The organism is Aurantimonas sp. Leaf443, assembly GCF_001425575.1.
Taxonomy (GTDB): domain Bacteria; phylum Pseudomonadota; class Alphaproteobacteria; order Rhizobiales; family Rhizobiaceae; genus Leaf443.
Genome location: NZ_LMRD01000010.1, coordinates 118,162 through 137,537, shown reverse-complemented (window position 1 = coordinate 137,537; position 19,376 = coordinate 118,162). Strand labels below are relative to the sequence as shown.

The following is a 19,376-nucleotide window of genomic DNA, read 5'->3' as shown; positions in this document are numbered from 1 at the left end:
GGGAAGCCGCATGGCGCTGAAGGTCGCGGTCCAGATGGACCATGTCTCCTCGATCACCATCAGGGGCGATTCCACCTTCGCCCTGTGCCTGGAGGCGCAGGGGCGGGGCCACGAACTCTTCCACTACACGCCCGACCGCCTGTCGCTGCGCGACGGCGCGGCGACGGCGCGCGTGGAGACGCTGAGCCTCACCGAGGACCAGGGGCGCCATTTCACGCTCGGCGCGCCGGAGAAGGTCGATCTCTCCACGATGGACGTGGTGCTGCTGCGCCAGGACCCGCCCTTCGACATGAACTACATCACCTCCACGCATATCCTGGAGCGCATCCATCCCGGGACCCTGGTCGTCAACGACCCGGCCTGGGTGCGCAACATGCCCGAGAAGATCTTCGTCACCGAGTTCGCCGAGCTCATGCCCGAGACGCTCATCACCAAGGACCCCGCCGAGGTCGCCGCCTTCCGCGCCGAGTTCGGCGAGATCGTGATGAAGCCGCTCTACGGCAATGGCGGCGCGGGCGTGTTCCACCTGACGAAGGAGGACCGCAACCTCTCCTCCTTCATGGAGACCTTCGCGCTGCTCTTCCGCGAGCCCTTCATCGTGCAGCGCTACCTGAAGGACGTGCGCAAGGGCGACAAGCGGGTGATCCTCATCGACGGCGAGCCGGTCGGCGCGATCAACCGCGTGCCCTCCGAGACCGACGCGCGTTCCAACATGCATGTGGGCGGGCGCGCCGAGCCGACGGAACTGACGGCGCGCGAGCGCGAGATCTGCGAGGCGATCGGCCCGACGCTGAAGGCGCGCGGCCAGGTCTTCGTGGGCATCGACGTGATCGGCGACTATCTGACCGAGATCAACGTGACCTCGCCCACCGGCATCCGCGAGGTCAAGCGCTTCGGCGGCGCCGACATCGCGGCGCTGTTCTGGGACGCGATCGAGGCCAGGCTCTGAGGCGCCGGCGAAGCGCCGGAATGAACGAAAGATAACGACCCCGTTCCGGAACCGTTGGGACGACGCGTGCTTTACTGCGGTCACGATCGACCCCGCCGCGGGCTTCCCCCGCAGGCGGAACGAGAGCCGGGCCTCCCCTCCCGGCCTCGGGCGAAGACCGCGGCGCCGGCCGCGGGGCGGTTTCGGGGTCTGGAGAAACGACGTGACATCCATGCTGGGCAAGCTCATCGCCGCCGCCGGCTTCGCCGGCACCCTCCTCGCCGGCTCCTCGGCGCTCGCCGCGGGCGTGGCGATCGCGGTCACCGACGTGAACCTTCGCGCCGGCCCCTCGACGGCCTATCCGCCGGTCGATCTCGTGGGCGCGGGCGATCGCGTGCGCGTCTATGGCTGCCTTTCGAACCGTTCCTGGTGCGACGTCTCCTATGACGGGGCGCGCGGCTGGGTGTCGTCGAACTATCTGGCCTATTCGCAGGGGCGCCAGCGCTACACCGGCACGCGCTTCGTGGAGGTGACGCGCACGCCCGTCATCGCCTTCACCTTCGGCAATTACTGGGACGACCACTATCGCGGCCGGTCCTTCTACCGCGACCGCGACCGCTACGAGCGGTTCGACGGCCCGCGCCGGCACGACCGCCGCGACTGGGACGACGGCCGGCGCGACGACGATCGCCGCGACCGCGACCGGGACTACGATCGCCGCGACGGCTACCGCGCCGAGCGGGGCGACTGGAACGACGACCGCGGCGACGACTATGCCGACCGCGACTACCGCCGCGGCTGGGACGGCCCGGGCCGCCGCGCCGAGCCGGCGCCGGTCTATCGCCAGCCGGCCCCGGTCTACCAGCCCGTTCCCCAGCCGCTCTACCGCGTCGACTGACGCGCACATACTTGAGATGACCCCATAAGGCCCCGGCGCGCGCGCGCCGGGGCCTTTCGCGTGCGCGAGGTCCGTAGAGCCGTGCGTCTCGCGCATGGCTCGGCGACGGGCGGCGGCGCGTGACGCGACGGCAGGGAACCAATCGCGCGACCGGCACTTGCGGCAGGCATCGGGGACGGCGTGCCGCAAGGGGCCGTCCGCGCGCCGTGCCGCCCGCTTTCGCCGCTCCGCTCCCGCCCGCCACGAGGACCTCGCATGACCGTGCGATACAGATTTGGCTGCGACCTCTCCTACGAGGTCGTGAGCCCCACCGTGTTCATCTTCAATTTCGAGGCGGCCCGGATGGGGCGCCATCGCGATCTCTCCGAGACGCTGACCATCTCGCCCGATCTCGCGCGCCGCACGCATGTCGTGCCGGGCACGCGCACGCGCTACGTGGCGGTGAACGCCCGGCCCGGCCCGCTGCACGTGCGCTACGAGGCGCAGGTGACGCTCGACGTCCTGCGCGCCGACCCGGCGACCATCGACGAGACGCCGCTCGAGGACGTGCCGCTCGACGTCCTGCCCTATCTCCTGCCCTCGCGCTTCGTCTCCTCCGACCGGCTCGCGGCCTTCGCCACGCGCGAGTTCGGCCATCTGCCCAAGGGCTACGGCCGGGTGACGGCGATCTGCAACTGGATCCACGACAATCTCGAATACCGGCGCGGCTCCTCGGACGGGGAGACGACGGCCGACGAAAGCCTTCTCCTGCGCGCCGGCGTCTGCCGCGACTTCTCCCATCTCGGCATCGCCTTCTGCCGCGCGCTCGGCATTCCCGCCCGCTTCGTCAGCGCCTACGCCTTCGGACTGCAGCCGCCGGACTTCCACGCCGTGTTCGAGGCCTATCTCGACGGCCGCTGGTGGCTCTTCGACGCGACGCGCCAGGCCAATCTCGACGGGCTCGTGCGCATCGGCGTCGGGCGCGACGCGGCCGAGATCGCCTTCGCCTCGCCCTTCGGCGAGATGAAGCCCGGCCCCGTGCAGGTCTTCATCGAGCATGCCGACGGCAGCCCCGAGACCGGCCCGCGCACGGTGGACGCGATCTCGACCGACGAGCCGGAGCCGGGCCTCTCCTGACGGGACGCTTCCCGGCGCGCCGTCGCCGCTTCGGACTCGACTCCGCGCGCGTCCCGAGTCCGGTCGCGGCGATAGCGATTCGGCGCCGATTCGTTCCCGTCGCGTTCTTGCGCGGCGGGCGCATCCCATGCTTAAGCTTGGCCGCTCAAGGGTTGCATCGCGCGTGAAGGCGGCGCCCGCCGGGAGAAGGGTGGGGCATGGTCTCGCGGGTCAAGACCGTCGCGTTCCAGGGGATCGAGGCGATCCCCGTCGATGTGCAGGTCATGGTCGCGCCGGGCAAGATCGGCATGCAGATCGTCGGCCTGCCGGACAAGGCCGTGGCCGAGAGCCGCGAGCGCGTGCAGGCGGCCCTGCACGCCTCGGGCCTTTCCATGCCGCCCAAGCGCGTGACCGTGAACCTCGCACCCGCCGACCTGCCGAAGGAAGGCTCGCATTACGACCTCCCCATCGCGCTCGGCCTGATGGCGGCGCTCGGCGCAATCCCCGCGGACGCGCTGCCCGGCCATATCGTGCTCGGCGAACTCTCGCTCGACGGCACGATCGCCTCCGTCGCGGGCGTGCTGCCCGCCGCCATGGCCGCCAACGCGCTCGGCCTGTCGCTCATCTGCCCGGCCGATTGCGGCCCGGAAGCGGCCTGGGCGGACGGCGAGATGGGCATTCTGGCCGCCCGCAGCCTCATCCAGATCGCCAATCATTTCCGGGGCACGCAGGTGATGGCGAGGCCCGAGCCCGCCATCCGCGCCGCGCCCGCCGACCTGCCCGACCTTGCCGAGATCAAGGGCCAGACAGTCGCCAAGCGCGCGCTGGAGATCGCGGCGGCCGGGGGGCACAATCTGCTGATGGTGGGATACATAAATACCGACAGGGCGGTCGGCAGGTTTCGACCCCTCGGAGCCGTTTGGCGCCCTTTCAGCTTGCGCCGTGAGCGGACGTTCTGTCTGAACGCCGAACTGAACCTGCTCGTCTCTAATTTTCAGTCCTTTGGGAATAAGCGCCGTTCTTGAACGTCTTCCGTTGGCCAATCGAGGCCGAACCGAAGGACACCGAGCCATGAAGACCCTCCTTGCAGCCATCGCCATTCTCACCGCCGGGGCTTCGGCCGCGCTTGCGGGTCCCGCCGGCGACGTGGCGAAGGCGCATATCGAAGCGATCGCCAAGGGTGATACCGCCGCGGTCACCGCCGCCTATGCGCCGTCCGCAACGCTTCACTGGGTCGGGGGTCCGCTCGATGGCACCTACACGGGCCCCGAGATCGCCGCGACCTGGGCAAAGTTCGCCAAGGCGCAGACGGGCCTCAAGGCCACCGTCGTCGAGATGCGCGAGAGCATGAACCCGAAGGGCGCCACCGTCGTCGCCGATGTCGTCTTCGCCAACGACAACAAGATCCCGGTGCGCTACGTCATGATGTTCCGGGACGGCAAGCTCGCCGACGAGATCTGGCAGATCGACCCAACGCTGGCGAAGTAAGGCATGTCGACCGACGAGATCGCGGCGCGGATCGAACCGCTCATTCCGGGCCTGAGGCGCTATGCCTATGCGCTGGTGCGCGATGGCGACGCCGCCGACGATCTCGTCCAGGACTGCCTGGAGCGTGCCGTCGGACGCTGGCACCTACGCCGGCCCGACGGCGACCTGCGCGCCTGGCTGTTCGCCATCCTGCGCAACCTCCACCTCTCGGGCCTGCGCCAGCACAAGCGGCGTGGGCCCCACGTGGCGCTCGACGAGATGGCCTCGCCGCCGGCGGTGGACGGAGACCAGGACGGCCGCGCCGGGCTCCGCGACGTTCTCGCGGGGCTCGATGCGCTGAGTGAAGAGCACCGCACCGTCCTCCTTCTCGTCGGCGTCGAAGACATGAGCTACGACGAGGCGGCGCGGGTGATTGGGCTGCCGGTCGGCACGGTCATGTCGCGCCTATCGCGGGCGCGCGAGAAGCTGCGCGCCATCCTGGAGACCGGGATTCGCGCGCCCTTGAGGAGAGTCAAATGAGCCGCAGGGAAACGCCCGTCGGCGAGGACGACCTGCAAGCCTATGTGGACGGACGGCTTGAGGCCGAGCGGCTGCCCGCAGTCGAAGCCTATCTCACGGAGCGACCGGAGATTGCCGCGGCCCTCGCTCGCGACCGCGAGATCGCCCGGGCACTGCGCGAACGGCTTGCCTTCAAGGCCGAGGAGCCGATTCCCGCGCGGTTGCGCATGGCGAACATCCGCGAGGCCCGGCGCGGTCGCTTCGCGGCCACACGTCTGCGCATCGCGGCCGTCATGGGCTGGCTGATCCTCGGCAGCGCCGGCGGGTGGCTGGCGAACGACGTCCTGCGCGTGCCGCCGCAGATGGCTCGTGTGGCGGTCATGGCCGACGAGGCGATCGCGGCGCATCGCACCTTCGTGGTCGAGGTGGTCCATCCCGTCGAAGTGCGGGCCGACGAGGAGGCACATCTCCTGCAATGGCTATCGAAGCGGCTGGGAACGCGGCTGTCGGCTCCGGACCTGACGGGGCTCGGCTATCGGCTGATGGGCGGGCGCCTCCTGCCTGCGGGCGCGGGTCCCGCTGCGATGCTGATGTACGACGACGACCAGGGCACGCGGCTGACGCTGTTCATCAAGACCGACGAGAAGGACGAGACGTCGTTCCAGTTCGTCGAGGAGAACGGCGTCTCAGCCTTCTTCTGGCGCGACGCTGGCCTTGGCTACGTCGTGTCGGCCGAGGCGCCGCGCGAACGGCTGATGCAGGTGGCGACGGCCGTCTACGACAGCCTCAACCGCCCCGCCCCAGACCTCTCCGGCGGTACGCTGTGACGCTCGATCAGCTTCGCATCTTCGTTGCCGTTGCCGAACGCGAGCACGTGACAGAGGCGGCGAAGTCGCTGAACCTCACGCAGTCGGCGACGAGCGCCGCCATCGCCGCGCTGGAGGAGCGCCACGACGTCCGGCTGTTCGACCGCGTGGGGCGGAGGATCGAACTCACCGAGGCGGGTCGCCTGTTCCTGCCCGAGGCCCGCGCGGTGCTTGCACGGGCCGAAGACGCTGGCATCGTGCTTTCCGAACTTGCCGGACTGAAGCGGGGTCGTCTCCGCATCGTCGCCAGCCAGACGGTGGCGAACCACTGGTTGCCGCCGGTGCTCGCGGGCTTCAAGGCCCGCCATCCCGGCATCGACCTTCGGCTGAGCATCGCCAACACGGCGCGCACGGCCGAGGCGGTGCTGGATGGCACGGCCGATCTCGGCTTCGTGGAGGACGAGCTCGGCGATGTCCGGCTCGGCACGCAACGCGTTGCCGACGACCGGCTAATTCTGGTCGCAGCATCAATGCGCGTGGACTCTGACTTTCCCGTCGCGCCCGGAGATATCGCATCGGCGCGCTGGGTGCTGCGCGAACGGGGCTCGGGCACCCGCGCGATCCTTGAAAGCGCGCTTGAAGCCTTCGGTGTCGATCCCACCGCGTTGTCGGTCGAACTCGAACTGCCCTCGAACGAGGCCGTGCGCGCGGCGATCGAGGCGGGCGCCGGCGTCGGGATCCTACCTACCGTGGTCGCGGATGCCAGTCTTCGCACGGGGAAGCTGGTGGCGCTGCCCTTCGACCTGCCGTCGCGCGGGTTCTATTCGGTGCTTGCGAGGGACCGTCACCCGAGCCGCGCCGTCGCCGCCTTTCTGGCCGAGCTGCCGACGATCGAGGTTCCGCGGGCGTGATCGATGGATCGACGATGTTAGAACGGCATTCGGTCGACGCGATCGTCGAGCGTCTCGCGGCGCTGCCCGGCAAGGCCAACCTGTTCAACCCCTATGCCGGGTTCGACGCGAAGATGGAGGACGTGGACGCGCCAGCCATCCGCCGTCGCAATCTCGGGCGTTACCTCGCCGCGATGGCGGATCGCGACGTCCGTGACCTCTGGCTCGGCGAAGCACCCTCGCGCTTTGGAGCGCGTCGGACGGGCGTGCCGTTCACCGGTGACCGGCGGCTCGCCGACCTGTCGGAGCGGCTCGGCCTCGATCCGCCGCTGGCGCGGGCGACTCGCGGGACCTTGCCGACACCGGAGTCCGGAACCTCCCGGGAGATCTGGAACGCGGTGCCCGACCCGCTGCCGCTGTTCTGGAACGCGGTGCTCTTCCATCCCCATCGCGGCGTTTTGCCCTTGCGCAACCGGACGCCGACGCGGACCGAGATCGCCGAACATCGGAAGGTGCTGGAGATGATTGTCGCGATCTTCGCGCCGCGCCGAATCCTCTGCATCGGCCGGATGGCGCAGCGTGCGGCGGACGGGCTCGGAATCCCCACCCACGTGCGCCACCCAGCCCAGGGCGGCGCCGTCCGGTTCCGGGCCGGCGTCACCGCCTTCCTCAACGAGCAACCGCCGGCGGCTGCTTTTCCTTCTCTCAATCGGCCTTGATGCAGGGCGAGACGAAGAGATCGCCCCTCCAGGCACCGCGCACCGTCCTCGTGCCGACGATCACCCAAAGCACCGCCAGCACCGCGACGAGCACCGCGCCGAAGATATGGATGGCAGCGATCGGCAGGAGGGTGCCGAGCTTCAGCGTGGCCACGGCATAGACACCAAGCGGGAATGTGTAGCCCCACCAGCCGATGTTGAAGGGAAGGCCGTCGCGCAGGTAGCGCAGCGTCACGAGCACGGCCATCGCCAGCCACCAGAGCCCATAGCCCCAGAGCAGCAGACCGCCGAAGAAGCCGAGCCCTTCCGCAAAGGCGCCGAAGCGCTCCAGACCGTTGGCGGAAAGGATCGCGGGCGCCGCGCCGCCCAGCGTCATGAGCCCGAGCGCGCCAGTGCCGATCGGCCCGAGCGCCAGCCAGCTCGACGCCGCCATGTTGGCGTGCGGCAGCTTGTGGATGGCCATGCGCAGGAGGAGCACGACGAGGATGCTGAGCGCGATCGGCACCGACAGCGCCCAGAGCGCATATGAGAGGGTCAACACCACGAGCTGGGAATGCGGGTCGACGAGATGCGGCGCGAGCAGTCCCCCGGAGACGGCTGCGACTTCGGCCGCGACCACCGGCAGGAGCCAGACCGCGGTCATCTGGTCGATCGTGTGGCTCTGGCGCGTGAACATCATGAAGGGGATGGCGACCCCGCATGCCGCCGCCATCGCGACGTCGATCCACCAGAGCGTCTCTGCGATCCCGACCGCCACCTCGCCATAGCGCGGCAGGCCGAAGATCAGGAAGCCGTTGACGATGGTGGCGAGGCCCATCGGGATGCAGCCGAAGAACATCGACACGACGGAATGGCCAAAGATGCGCTTGGCCCCGTCGAAGAAGAAGATCCAGCGGGCGGCGTAGAGGCCGGCGAAGAGTGTGAACAGCGCGATGTTGAACATCCAGAGGCCCTCGGCCACCGGATGCAGCATCGGCACGTCTGCCTGGAACTGCGACAGCGCAATCGCGAGGATCCCGGTGCCCATCGTGGCGGCGAACCAGTTAGGAGTGAACTGGCGCACGACCTCGCGCGGGCTGTCGAGGCGCGACAGCGGTTGGAGGCCAAGGGTGACGGCACGCATCTGTTCGAAGGTCATTGGCGGGTCCTTATCCTGCGGGGACCATGCACAACGGCAATCGTTCGATCCAACGCGTTGTTTTGGTCATTCCGATCGATAGAGGCGATGGATCCTTCAGGCGCCTCGCCCCGAATAAATGTTGCCGCCACGGGAATGAAAGGCGGCCGTACGCGTCTTCTTGCCGACCCCGTACTTCGAGGACCCTGTGAATCCATGCTGAAGACGCTTCTCCTGACCCTGGCCTTCGCCGGGGCGTCACTCTCCTCGGCGGAGGCGCAGGACGCGCCCGCTCATCAGCACTCGCCGATGGTGCCGGCCACGCCCGACGGTTCACAGTATGCCGAAGCGACCGCGGAGGCGATGGAGAGGATGCACGCCGGCATGATGTCGGCTCAGGTGACCGGCGATCCCGAGCACGACTTCCTGTCCCAGATGATCCCGCATCACCAGGGCGCGATTGACATGGCCAAGGCCGTCCTCGGCTCGACCGAGGACCCGGCGATCCGCAACCTCGCGCAGTCCATCATCACCGAACAGACCTACGAGATCGCGCTGATGCGCTCGATGCTCGCTGCATCCGCCGACAAGACAAAGCCCGTTCCGGAGACAACCCCATGACCCGCACCGCCATTCTCGCCGCCGCGCTCCTTGTCTCGACGTCGGCCTTCGCGCTGCCCGCCGCGTCAGACCGCGTCTACACCGCCGACCAGAACTCCAACACGGTCTCGGTCATCGACCCCGTCGCCAACAAGCTGCTGGGCCAGATCCGGCTCGGCAATCCGCGCCCGGACGTTCTGAGCCCCCTTTACAAGGGCGAGGTCAACGTTCACGGCCTCGGCTTCTCGCCGGACCACAAGACGCTCGTCGTCGTCTCGACGGTGACGAACTCCGTCACCTTCATCGACACGGCAACCAATGCCGTGAAGGGCACGACCTATGTTGGGCGCAACCCGCACGAGGCCTTCTTCACGCCGGACGGGACGGAAGTCTGGGCGACGGTGCGCGGCGAGGACTACCTCTCGGTGATCGATGCCGCGACCTTTCAGGAGACGGGCCGCATCCCGACGACAAGCGGTCCGGGCATGACCAAGTTCTCACGCGACGGCAAGCTCGCCTTCGTCGCCAACTCGTTCAACCCGGTGCTCGAGGTCTTCGACGTTGCGAGCCATGCGCTGGTGAAGCGGATCCCGGTCGTCTCGCCATTCGTGCCCTTCGTGCAGGTGAGCCCGGACGGCAGCGACGTCTGGCTGACGCACAAGGACGTCGGCAAGGTCACGCGCGTCGATGCCAAGACGCTCGAGGTGAAGGAGGTCATCGACAGCGGACCGATCTCCAACCATCTCGGTTTCGGCACGGTGGACGGCGCGACGCTGGTCTACGTCACGATCGGCGGCGAGAACGTTGTGAAGGTCTACAAGCCCGGCGAGAAGACGCAGCTCGTCGCGACCATCCCCGTCGGCGCATTGCCGCACGGCATCTGGGGATCGGAGGACGGCAGCCGGATCTTCGTCGGGCTCGAGAACGGCGACAAGGTCGACGTGATCGACACGGCCGAGCAGAAGGTCGTCGCGGAGATCCCGATCGGACAGGCCCCGCAGGCCCTCGTATTCGTGCCGGGCGCGGTTCCCGAAGGTGCGGGCACCGAGAACCTCATGCCGTTGAAGGCGGGTCCAGAGAACCTGACGCTATCGCTGAAGGCGCCCGAGGGCGCGGACGGTTCCGGCATGGTCGTCTCGCGCAATCTCGGGCTCGTCGATACGATCGACGTCAGCGTCGCCAAGCTGAAGCCGATGACCGAATACGGCGTGTTCTTCGAAGGGCAGGACGAGCCCGTCGTGGTGCTGAAGACCAACGACAAGGGCGCCGGCATGGCCTCCAGCATCGGCCCGGTGCGCACGATAGGCGCCCCCGGGGAGCCGACGGCGGGCAAGGAGCCGCGGCTGGTCGTGGTCGAGGGTCTGAAGGGCACGGCCAGCCCGGTCCTCGCCAGCCGCTAGAGACGGCTGGATCCAAAATCGCTATTTTCGGCGCGAGCAACAGTCCGCGCCGAATTGGCTTGGTGGCATGTTCGCTGCGTGTGGCGCTGTCTTTGGGGCCGATCGATTGGACTCAAATTTGGGTGTCGCCGAACCCGTCGGGAGCAACTGAATGTCAGCTATCTACGAGTAGCAGCAGTAAGCGGACAGGCGGAAAACCACCCGAGTCCGTCACGGATTTGTCCGTTACGTTCAGAGACCTCCGGGCGGCCTCGCGGCTAGCATGGTGTGATACATAAACGCCTAAAGAAGGGGTCGGTCTAGCTCCTGCCGTTCACTGAAACATCTCGCAATTATCTGCAAAATGACGTTCGCTCTGTTTCCGCTGAAGCCACATACGAGACAAGTGTCGATTGCGCGAAACGGAGCAGGTATGACGCAAGATATTGGACTCGAGGACTTCGATCCTGAATCCTCAATCCTCTTCCTAGGGTCAGGGTTCAGCCTGGGTGCAACCAACATAGCGAACGACAGCCCGCCAAATGGCAGAGGGTTGCGCCGCCATTTCATTAAACAACTCAGTCTCCCCGTGGATACCGACTACGATCTCCAGGTCCTCAGTGAGGAGTTCGCTGAGGACGACCCTGAAAAGCTTCGGGACGAACTCTACAAGCTCTTTCGGCTGACCGCATTGACTGCGGGGCAAACGGCTATCCTTAACGAGCCGTGGCGCCGCATCTACTCAACCAACTACGATGATGCGGTAGAATTGCATCGGTTGAAGAAGAAGGTATCGCCGAACTCGATCGACGTATCGGAGCCCGTTCCGAACAAACTGGCTCATGGGGCGGTGGTGCACCTTCACGGCAGCATCCGTTTGATCACGCCCGAAAATGTGAAAGAGAGTCTAGTCCTCGGCGAGAGTTCCTATGTAAACCAGTATGTCGTCCGTTCGCCGTGGTACGACCAGTTCCAGCGCGATCTTGCCTTTGCGAGCGCACTTTATATTGTTGGCTACAGTCTCGCCGACTACCATATCGCGGGCCTTCTAATGGCGGACCCGAAGCTGGCTGAGCGGACGGTGTTCATCCAAGGCCCCGATCCCGACAAGACGTTCTTGCGCCGCACTGCACAGTTCGGGCGCACGATGTTTATCGGTACCAATGGTTTTGCCGAAGCGCTCGCTCGCGTTCCGCGCTCCGCGCCCCCTTCACTCGACAGTCTACGTTCCTTCCGCTCGCTCGCGCCCACTCGCGACAGAAAGGCGGGCGCGCGTCCGACCGCTGCGGAGGTGTTCGACCTGCTTGTGTACGGCAACTTCCATGCGGGTAGTCTCGCCCGATCGCAACCTAGTGAGGATTACGCGATCGCACGAGCGGAAGCGGTGCAAGTTGCTTCGGACGCAATGGAGTCCAAGGCTTCGCTTGTGGTCGATGGCCGCCTCGGAAACGGAAAGTCAATCTTCCTTCACCTTCTCGCGTCCGAGCTTTCGTCGAGAGGTTGGACCTGTCTGCTGTTTCGGCCCGGACATCCGGACCTCCAACGCGAGGTGGCATCGCTGGCCGGCTTCGATCGCGTGATCGTGTTTGTCGAGCAGTATTCCGCCGCGCAGGACAACTTGCGCGGCCTTCGCGAAGCGCTCCCAAAGGCCAAGCTAGTAGTGGAGGTACGCACAGGAACCTTTGAGGTTCGGTTTCATGAGCTAGTTCAGCTTCTGCCCAAGCCTTTCGATCGGGTGAGCGTGAATGGGCTCACACGCGCCGAGGTCGTCGCCTTCGGCCGATTGTGCGAGCGCGCTGGGCTCCAGGCGCCCACCGAGGACCGCCGCAGTGACCTGCGCGATCTCCTGCTCGACCTGTTCGAAAACAAGGCGATCCGCGACCGTGTTCAGTCGGTCCTGGCACCGCTCTTCGAGAAACGGGCCACGCGGCTCATCCTGACCATGACAATGTTAATCGCCGCACACCAAGGTGCGGTCAGCGCCGCCTTCGTGCGGTCCGTGGTGGGCCAGGATCCATTCGCCGCGCTAAAGCCGCTTGAAGATCTGTCGCATGAGATCTTCGAGACATCGGCCGACGGTTTTAAGGCGCGTTCGTCGGTCTTTTCATCGTTTGTCATGGCCACATTCATCGATCCAAACGAGATCGCCGATACGATCGTAGAGGTTACGCTAGCCGCAGCCATGCGGCGGAGTGAGCGTACATATCGAGTCCTCATGTCGAACATGATGGCCTATTCGAGCCTGCGGCGTACGCTACGCGGCAAAGGTGATCCGGACGCGATCATTGTCAGCATCTACGAACGTCTTCGCTACGACGAGCGCGTAAACGGAGAGCCCCTTTTCTGGCTCCAGTATGCGCTTGCAATGACAGACGTGCCTCGTCTTGACAGAGCCGATGAATACATCGCCACCGCGTACCGGAAGGCAGAAGCCCTTCCCGGTTTCCAAACCTACCAAATCGACACGCAGGCTTTCCGCATCGCCTTGTTGCTGGGAACAGAGCAGAAGGCAGGACAGGAAATCTCCAACATCGACGCCATTCTGACCGGGATCGAGCAAATTGACGGTATGCTAGGCGACGGCAGTCAAAGGGCATATGCCGTCAAGGTGCTTGATCACGTGCAACCGTTTGTGGCAACTCGGAGCGACGATCTCAAAGGTGCCGAGCGGACCGCATTGCAGTTTTGGCTGCTAAAAGTGGCGAAGTCGCTTGCTTCGCTGCCGGAAGACTTCAAAGCGACGGCGGGCTCCGAGGCAGTCCGGAGGCGCATCAACACGGCCGCCGCGAGCTTCGTCAACTGACTTGAGCCGGAGCATGGGATTCCTGCTCAACAGGGCCCATGACAACGGCCAAGTCGTGACGATCGGAAGCTACCTTTGAGGACGAAGCATCACAGCCTTCCTGGCAACTTGATGATGCTGCTCGGCAACATCGACATCGATACGATCCCACGTCGATCGACCTCCAAGACATGCGCCGGCGGGACTACCCCTGCACGTCCGGTCTTGGTCGCCACTCCTGCCAAAGGAGCGCGCGGACCTCGTGGTGCGGCGTCTTCGGCGGGTCGTCACGATCCGGCGCCCGATATGGCGAGACGAAGGATGGGACTTATGGGCTGGCGGACGGACGACACATACGAGAGGGCGCGGAAAGCCGACCATTCGGCTTAGCTCGCCTCACTCTCTCGGCGAGACCGTCTGGAGTTCTGGCGGGAGAGTGGTCTCGGCTGGCCGCCTTTGCGGGCTTCGTCGGCCTTGTCGCGTACCTGTTGACGCGCAGCGCCCCGCCGACGTGAGCTGTGGGCTTCGTCGGCATGAACGGAACTCAGAGTATCGGAGCGCCGAGCATAGCGACCGCCCCTTGGCGGACGGCGCGGGAGTTCTCGGGTGCGAGATCGGTCCCCGGGGTAGCCGCAGGAGCGACGCCGCAGGCGGGGCGGGACCGACCACCCCCGACGAGCACACCACGCCCCCCGGCAGGGTCTTCCGTCCTTGCTGGCCTCCTCCTGCGCGTCGGCATTCGACAGGAGCGGCGAAGACGGTTGGGGTGGTGTCCAAGCCCACCCAAGGGGGCGAAGCGCTTAAAACGGCCTTCCTGCGAGCCGCCTGAGCGACGAGTCGGAGGCGGGTGGCACTTTCCTACCCCGGCGAATCCTTGCGACGTGACAGGCATGCCCGCCGCGTCAGACGGTCGCGAAGCTCCGCTTGCCCGTCCCTCTCGCGGCGAACTTCCCGGCGAGGGTTCCGCCCGTCGATCTGGGTTCTCCGGACACGGCGGCGAGGAGACGCCGGCCGCGAGCGCGCCAATCCGTCAGGCAGCGCGACGGCGAGCGGTCGGCCTCGATCCAGAGGCTCCGCCATGCGCTGAGGTCGTCGTCCTCGATCGCGGCGAACATCGCTTGCAAGGAGTCGTCGGCCGCGATGGAGAGGTCGTGGCCAAGGGCGCTGCACCACGGCTCCGAGGATTGGCGGACGCGGCGCCACTCGCGTCCAGACGTAGTGGCGCCGACTTCATCGGTCGCGAGCCATGCGCCCAAGGACTCGTCGAGGACGATCCACTCGGCCGCGCCCCTGCCGGCGGCGCGCTCGCGGACGTACCGCCGGAGCGCGTGCGCGTTCCGGCGGGATTCGAGGACTGCGGCGACGGCGATCACGTCGGATGCCGCTCGTGGTCGTCGCGCGGTGCCGGCTCGATCGGCTGCGCGACGACGGTCGCTGCCTTCGGATCCCGCTCGAGTTCGGCTTTGCCATACCTCCGGAACTGCGGCAGGCTCGCCGTGACCGCCTCGCGATCCGCATGCGCGAGTTCCGAACGCTGGTCGTCGTCAAGGTGGCCTTGGACGAAAGCCCGGAGATCGGCAGGCAGCCTGCGCAGCGCGGCGACATCTCCCGACGCGGCCGCGAGGAGGATGTCGGCCTCGCGGGTCTCGCTCCTGACCGCGCGAAGGCGCGTCGCTGAATCGGCAATGATTGCCGATCTGGCATTCCACTCGGCCACGAGCTCCGGCGGCGGTTCGTAGCCCACGAGGTCGACACCCTGCCGCTGGCACTCAAGCCAAAGTCGGCCGATCGCCTCCTCGGGCCAGGGACCGTCGAGCGTCAAGCTGCCACCCCAGTCCTCGGCGGCTTTCGTTGCGAGGGCGCGCAACGCAACCTCGCTGACGGGGCCGACGAGGTCGATGTGATCACCCGAATCCAGAAGGCGGGATCGAGGTCCGAGACCGACACGGACCCCAGAAGGACCCTCGGTCACGTCCATGTAACCCCGCCGATGCCATTTGTCGGCCAACGAGACGGCTTCCGCCTCCGGCATCGCCTGCTTTCGCTTGTTTCCGCTGGGCTTTCTGCCGGAGGCGGACCTTTCGAGACGGTCGACGCCGTAGCCGGTGGAAACGGCGATCGCGTCCGCCAAGGCGGCGGCGTTCGCGCTGCGCGGTCCCCAAAGGCTCACGGTGCCGGACTCGTCGTCGCTCTCGACCCACGCGCCGTCGCGGGTCAGGACACGGGTTCGGCGCGGGTTCTTAGCATCGACCAAGTAAAGGGCATCGCGGAACGGGCTGAAGTCGCCGTCCGGGAATCGATCGGCGAGCAAGCCGAGCTTGTAATCTTGCTGGTGAGGTTCGCGCACGCGGGCGGGTGCCCTCGCGAATCCTTTGGCTCGTAGGGCCATATCCTTCTCCACTTCGATGATCTGGTTTTCGAGTTGCCGGGTCTGGCGCAGCCCGACGATGACGAGGGTCCTGCGGTCGTGTGATCGGCGCTTCGCCGTCGCGGCCTTCCTGCTCTCGCCCATCCTGGGTTCCGGTGTCCGAGGATCGTCGCGGGCCGCATACGATCGATGGTCGGCGCGACGTCGGCTGCCTGCGGCGCGAAGGTGGTCGTTGATGATCGTGGCGACCCGCTCGCGCTCCCGCCTGAGGGCATCCCCTCGGGCGCCGCCGCCGTGGCTCCCGCCAGACGTCAGAAGAGCCGATACGGCCTCGTTCCGCTTCGCGGCGAAGCCCGTCTCGGTCGTCGCATCCAACGCGCGGACGGTGAGCAGCATGTGGACGTGCGGCTGCTCTGCGCCGTCGCCCGCACGCGGTTCATGGACCGCGACATCCACGACGGCGCCAGCGGCGAGATAGGGTGTGGCGACATCGGCAACAAACGCGCGCCATCGCTCGCGCGGAACGTCCCGCGGGATGGCGATCTGAAGTTCCCGCGCGGTCTGGGCATCGCGGCGTCGCTCGGCGAGTTCGACGCGCGACCAGAGTTGCTGCCGGTCGTACACCCACGCGGCGGACCCGGCCGGGGCCATAACGTAGGAATCCGTTACGTGCCGCTTGCGACTGTAATCCCACGTTTGCCCGGTGCGCGCGTCCGTCAGGCGGGCGGCGGCGCGGTAGGCTGCCGCCGCAACGGAGCTCTTGCCGCGGCTCCGTTGGATCACGGATGCCCGGACGTGGCAAAGCGCTTCGTGCTCGCGGAGGCTCGTCACGCGCCGAATTCGAGCGCGGCGAGTGTTGCGGCCACGCTGACCTGTCTCTCCTCACCCAAGAGGTCGTCCATTTCTGCTTGATGGGCCAGATCGCCCGCGCGCGCGAGTGCGTTGGCAGCCCTGAGAATGTCGAGCGACAGGTCGTCTAGGTCGTCCTCGGATGCGCCCGACTTCCGGGCCAACTCGTAGACGGCGCGGGTGCACTCGTAGGCGGCGTATGCGGCTTCCCGAGAAGCCCGGGCGTTTTCAACTGACAGCGACATGCAATCTCTCCTCGTCGGCGACGGGGGTCCAGCCCCGCGGGGCGCGAACGTTCGCAGAACGTATAATCGCGCCCTTCGGGAACCTCCCCGGTTTCCTCCATGAGGGTCGGGCGCCGATTTGCTCCGCGCAAGTTCCCGCCGGACCATGGATGTCGGGCGCTCCGCGTGGACGCCTCCGGGCCGCGCGAATCCTCAAGAAAGGGTCGGCGACACGGCCAGCCGGGCGGAAAACTTTTCCGCTCGGCGAATGGCATTCCGCCGGCGGATCGATCGACCGGCGCAACGGGAGGACGGCATGGCAATCGATCTCGGGAAACTGTCGCAACGGCGAGCGGCGCTGGAAGCTCGGCTCGCCATGGCGACGACGGCGCTGCGGGATGCGCAACGGCGCGACGATGCCCGACGCAAGATCGTCGTCGGCGGAACGCTCCTGACGGCGATCCGCGATGGCGCGGTCCCCGCGTCGGTCCTCGACATTCTGCGCGCGCGGATGTCCGAACGTGATCGGCTGCTCTTCACCCACACGGATACGACTCCCGTATCCGAAGTCGCGGAGCGTCAGTCGTGAGCTTCTCCGACATCCTCGCGACGCCGGCGGACACGGACTGGGCGTGGAAGGCCGTCACCACGATCCTTCCGACCGGGAGCGACGGCACGGCCTTCTCAGCGGTCATGTACGTCCTGTCGACGTCGCTGGTCGCGCTTGCGACCGCATGGCTCGCCTACTCCATCCTCATGCTCGTCGTGAGGGCCGCGAGAAAGGGCGAGCCGCTGTCGGACCAGCAGAGCGGCGCGATGGCGATGATCCGGGTCGTGATCGGGCTCGGCTGCCTCGTCCCCGTCGCGGACGGCCTGTCCGTCGTCCACTTCGTGCTGCGCGACGCCATCGCCCGACCCGGGATCAACATCGCGAACGCGGCATCCAATGCCGCCGTGGAATTCATCCTGACGGACGGCCATTCGGTGTCCCCCGTCTCGGCGGGCGGGCGCGACCTAGTGATTTCCGTGGTCGAGAGCGAGGTCTGCGCCAAGGCGTATGCCGTCGCGCGGGACTGGCAGGTGATCAAAGGCGACGGCGGTGCGAGCCTGCCGCCGCCGGTCGGCTCGGAGATCGTCGCCCCCGCCGAGGAAGGCTGGTTCCCGTGGAGCCCCGACACGCCTGCGCGGGTTGTCGGGTACTCGTGGTCGTGGGGTCCGGCCTGCGGGTCCCTGTCTCTTTCGCGCGCAGAAGGATTCGCGAAGGGGCAGTTCGGCGATGCACGGCGACAGGCCGTTGCCGCGGTCGTCGCCGAGGTCCGCGGAATGCCGTTCGCGGATCAGCTCGCCGACGCCGTGAAGATCGCGAGCGCGAACGGGCGCAAGACCCTGACGGGGCCGGACGTGGAAGCCGTCTACGCCTCGCGCGGGATGCTCAAGGCGGCGGTCGATGCCACGCTGCGCCAAGCAGGCATCCGGTACGACCGAGCCCTTTCCGATGTCGCGGCTTCGCTCGCCTCCGGGCAGGACACGGGCCTGCGTGAGCTGGTCGTGCGCGACGTGGCCGAACGTGGGTTTGTCGCTCTCGGCGGGTACTACAGGATTCTGGCGCATGCCTCCCTCGCGTCGTCGGAAGCGGTGGCAGAGCAACCGTCGCGCTCGAAGCCCGATCCTCGAGAATGGGAATCCGTCGCCGGGCCAGTCGGGACGGCGCTGGCGCTGGTGGAATCCCAGCTTCGGAAGGAGAGCGCCGCCTCGGCACTGGCGAGCGGCGACGAACTGACGGCCGAGGCAGCCGAAGGCGGCAACTTCTTGGCGGCCCTCGTCGGCCGCGTGACGGGTCCGGTGAACGACTACTTCACTGGGTACTCGGGATGGCGCGTCGATCCCATCGGCGACCTGATGACGCTCGGTACGACGCTGATGGTCTCGGCACAGGCGGCGTTCGCGCTCGCCCTCGCGGCCTATGGCGGAAGCGCGATCTTCGGCGGCGCCGGCGGCGACGTCCTGAACATGGTCATGACGGCCGGCTGGCCGCTCATCGGCATGGCGTGGGTGGGCGGGGCGCTGCTCGCCTACGTGCTGCCGATGATCCCGTTCGCGTTCATGCTGTTCGCCGTCGCCGCCTGGATCTACGAGGTCGTCAAGGCCGCGATCGCGGCATCAGTCTGGGCGTTCCTTCATGCGAACGTGAAAGACGAGGAACTGATCGGGCAGGCCCAGCGGCAAGGCTACATCTCGATGGTCGTCGGGGTGTTGCTCCGCCCCGTCATCACGGTCGCCACCTTCGTCGCCATGCACGCGGTAAACGTCGTCGTCCTGAACATGGTGCTCGCCTCGTACAACATCGCCTTCAAGTCGGCGGTCGTCGGCTACAGCCTCGGCGCGACGGGTCTCGTCGTGTCGATCGGCATGTTGCTCTTCATGCAGTGGCAGCTCGTGCTCTGGTCCTACAGGCTGCTCACGTCCATGCCACAGAAGGTCGCGGAGTTCATCGGGTTTCAGGCTTCGGCCTGGGGGGACGACGACGCCGGATCGGCGGTGGTCGGCGCGGCGACGATGGGGCACCGCCATGTTCCCCGGCTCGCTCCCGGGGCGGTCGACAAGGGTGGCGACGGCGGAGACGGCACGTCGAAGTCGGCGAAGGCAGGGGCGAAGGCGCTGGGTGCCAGCGCCGGCGGCCCGGCAGGCGCAGCCGCGGCTACCAAGCTCGTTTCGTGATCTGCGAACCGGACGGA

At 67.1% G+C, this 19,376-nt stretch carries 17 protein-coding genes and 1 pseudogene; 14 read left to right on the top strand and 4 right to left on the bottom strand.

Features of this window, described 5'->3' with window-relative positions; genetic code table 11:
• Positions 1-10: 10 nt before the first annotated feature.
• The 9 genes and pseudogenes from gshB to ASG48_RS15375 all read left to right on the top strand — a co-directional run bounded on the left by gshB (position 11) and on the right by ASG48_RS15375 (position 7,322).
• Complete coding sequence (gene gshB / locus ASG48_RS15415; RefSeq protein ID WP_055851762.1) at positions 11-949, top strand: glutathione synthase; 939 nt, start codon at positions 11-13, stop codon at positions 947-949.
• Positions 950-1,160: 211 nt separating this feature from the next.
• A complete protein-coding gene (locus ASG48_RS15410) occupies positions 1,161-1,826 on the top strand; it encodes an SH3 domain-containing protein (RefSeq protein ID WP_055851758.1) in 666 nt (221 codons plus the stop codon).
• Positions 1,827-2,087: 261 nt separating this feature from the next.
• Positions 2,088-2,942 carry a transglutaminase family protein gene (locus tag ASG48_RS15405; protein ID WP_055851938.1) on the top strand — a complete coding sequence of 285 codons (855 nt, stop codon included), beginning with the start codon at positions 2,088-2,090 and terminating at the stop codon, positions 2,940-2,942.
• Positions 2,943-3,139: 197 nt separating this feature from the next.
• Positions 3,140-3,814: pseudogene (locus tag ASG48_RS15400) on the top strand (magnesium chelatase domain-containing protein); the annotation flags it as partial.
• A gap of 178 nt (positions 3,815-3,992) precedes the next feature.
• A complete protein-coding gene (locus ASG48_RS15395) occupies positions 3,993-4,409 on the top strand; it encodes a nuclear transport factor 2 family protein (protein ID WP_055851753.1) in 417 nt (138 codons plus the stop codon).
• 3 nt (positions 4,410-4,412) lie between these two features.
• Positions 4,413-4,928, top strand: a complete 516-nt coding sequence (locus tag ASG48_RS15390) for a sigma-70 family RNA polymerase sigma factor (RefSeq protein WP_055851749.1) — start codon at positions 4,413-4,415, stop codon at positions 4,926-4,928.
• The gene (locus tag ASG48_RS15385) at positions 4,925-5,734 is read left to right on the top strand and encodes an anti-sigma factor (protein ID WP_055851746.1); all 810 of its coding nucleotides are present in this window, start codon (positions 4,925-4,927) and stop codon (positions 5,732-5,734) included. The genes ASG48_RS15390 and ASG48_RS15385 overlap by 4 nt, the downstream gene beginning before the upstream one ends.
• Positions 5,731-6,624, top strand: a complete 894-nt coding sequence (locus ASG48_RS15380; RefSeq protein WP_055851741.1) for a LysR substrate-binding domain-containing protein — start codon at positions 5,731-5,733, stop codon at positions 6,622-6,624. The genes ASG48_RS15385 and ASG48_RS15380 overlap by 4 nt, the downstream gene beginning before the upstream one ends.
• Positions 6,621-7,322 (top strand): uracil-DNA glycosylase family protein, encoded by a 702-nt coding sequence (locus tag ASG48_RS15375; RefSeq protein WP_244486918.1) that lies wholly within the window; start codon positions 6,621-6,623, stop codon positions 7,320-7,322. The genes ASG48_RS15380 and ASG48_RS15375 overlap by 4 nt, the downstream gene beginning before the upstream one ends.
• Here ASG48_RS15375 and ASG48_RS15370 read toward each other — a convergent pair.
• Positions 7,309-8,460: a TDT family transporter gene (locus tag ASG48_RS15370; RefSeq protein ID WP_055851734.1), complete on the bottom strand. Its 1,152-nt coding sequence runs from the start codon at positions 8,458-8,460 to the stop codon at positions 7,309-7,311. The genes ASG48_RS15375 and ASG48_RS15370 overlap by 14 nt on opposite strands.
• Positions 8,461-8,655: 195 nt before the next feature.
• Here ASG48_RS15370 and ASG48_RS15365 point away from each other — a divergent pair, with 195 nt between their 5' ends.
• The 3 genes from ASG48_RS15365 to ASG48_RS15355 all read left to right on the top strand — a co-directional run bounded on the left by ASG48_RS15365 (position 8,656) and on the right by ASG48_RS15355 (position 13,221).
• On the top strand, positions 8,656-9,060 hold the full coding sequence (locus ASG48_RS15365) for a DUF305 domain-containing protein (protein ID WP_156381628.1): 405 nt from the start codon (positions 8,656-8,658) through the stop codon (positions 9,058-9,060).
• A complete protein-coding gene (locus ASG48_RS15360; RefSeq protein WP_055851727.1) occupies positions 9,057-10,439 on the top strand; it encodes a hypothetical protein in 1,383 nt (460 codons plus the stop codon). The genes ASG48_RS15365 and ASG48_RS15360 overlap by 4 nt, the downstream gene beginning before the upstream one ends.
• A 412-nt stretch (positions 10,440-10,851) precedes the next feature.
• On the top strand, positions 10,852-13,221 hold the full coding sequence (locus ASG48_RS15355; RefSeq protein WP_162243935.1) for an SIR2 family protein: 2,370 nt from the start codon (positions 10,852-10,854) through the stop codon (positions 13,219-13,221).
• 881 nt (positions 13,222-14,102) lie between these two features.
• Here ASG48_RS15355 and ASG48_RS15350 read toward each other — a convergent pair.
• Genes ASG48_RS15350 through ASG48_RS15340 form a run of 3 tightly spaced genes read right to left on the bottom strand, consistent with a single transcriptional unit; the run spans position 14,103 to position 16,662 of the window.
• A complete protein-coding gene (locus tag ASG48_RS15350; protein ID WP_055851721.1) occupies positions 14,103-14,573 on the bottom strand; it encodes a hypothetical protein in 471 nt (156 codons plus the stop codon).
• On the bottom strand, positions 14,570-16,399 hold the full coding sequence (locus tag ASG48_RS15345; RefSeq protein ID WP_162243934.1) for a MobA/MobL family protein: 1,830 nt from the start codon (positions 16,397-16,399) through the stop codon (positions 14,570-14,572). Before ASG48_RS15345 ends, ASG48_RS15350 begins: the two co-directional genes overlap by 4 nt.
• The gene (locus ASG48_RS15340; protein ID WP_055851714.1) at positions 16,396-16,662 is read right to left on the bottom strand and encodes a hypothetical protein; all 267 of its coding nucleotides are present in this window, start codon (positions 16,660-16,662) and stop codon (positions 16,396-16,398) included. The genes ASG48_RS15345 and ASG48_RS15340 overlap by 4 nt, the downstream gene beginning before the upstream one ends.
• 295 nt (positions 16,663-16,957) lie before the next feature.
• On the opposite strand from ASG48_RS15340, the gene ASG48_RS15335 reads away from it, so the two are divergent.
• A complete protein-coding gene (locus ASG48_RS15335; RefSeq protein WP_055851710.1) occupies positions 16,958-17,230 on the top strand; it encodes a hypothetical protein in 273 nt (90 codons plus the stop codon).
• Entirely contained in the window at positions 17,227-19,359 is a 2,133-nt protein-coding gene (locus ASG48_RS15330) for a DotA/TraY family protein (RefSeq protein ID WP_055851707.1), read from the top strand. The genes ASG48_RS15335 and ASG48_RS15330 overlap by 4 nt, the downstream gene beginning before the upstream one ends.
• The last annotated feature ends 17 nt before the right edge of the window (positions 19,360-19,376 follow it).

What these genes read in the sequence shown, in the direction of transcription:
- ASG48_RS15335 (WP_055851710.1), top strand. Translation starts at nt 16,958, where the DNA reads ATGGCAATCGATCTCGGGAAACTGTCGCAACGGCGAGCGGCGCTGGAA.
- ASG48_RS15365 (WP_156381628.1), top strand. Translation starts at nt 8,656, where the DNA reads ATGCTGAAGACGCTTCTCCTGACCCTGGCCTTCGCCGGGGCGTCACTC.
- ASG48_RS15340 (WP_055851714.1), bottom strand. Translation starts at nt 16,662, where the DNA reads ATGTCGCTGTCAGTTGAAAACGCCCGGGCTTCTCGGGAAGCCGCATAC.
- ASG48_RS15395 (WP_055851753.1), top strand. Translation starts at nt 3,993, where the DNA reads ATGAAGACCCTCCTTGCAGCCATCGCCATTCTCACCGCCGGGGCTTCG.
- ASG48_RS15370 (WP_055851734.1), bottom strand. Translation starts at nt 8,460, where the DNA reads ATGACCTTCGAACAGATGCGTGCCGTCACCCTTGGCCTCCAACCGCTG.
- ASG48_RS15385 (WP_055851746.1), top strand. Translation starts at nt 4,925, where the DNA reads ATGAGCCGCAGGGAAACGCCCGTCGGCGAGGACGACCTGCAAGCCTAT.
- ASG48_RS15360 (WP_055851727.1), top strand. Translation starts at nt 9,057, where the DNA reads ATGACCCGCACCGCCATTCTCGCCGCCGCGCTCCTTGTCTCGACGTCG.
- ASG48_RS15410 (WP_055851758.1), top strand. Translation starts at nt 1,161, where the DNA reads ATGCTGGGCAAGCTCATCGCCGCCGCCGGCTTCGCCGGCACCCTCCTC.
- ASG48_RS15390 (WP_055851749.1), top strand. Translation starts at nt 4,413, where the DNA reads ATGTCGACCGACGAGATCGCGGCGCGGATCGAACCGCTCATTCCGGGC.
- gshB (WP_055851762.1), top strand. Translation starts at nt 11, where the DNA reads ATGGCGCTGAAGGTCGCGGTCCAGATGGACCATGTCTCCTCGATCACC.
- ASG48_RS15355 (WP_162243935.1), top strand. Translation starts at nt 10,852, where the DNA reads ATGACGCAAGATATTGGACTCGAGGACTTCGATCCTGAATCCTCAATC.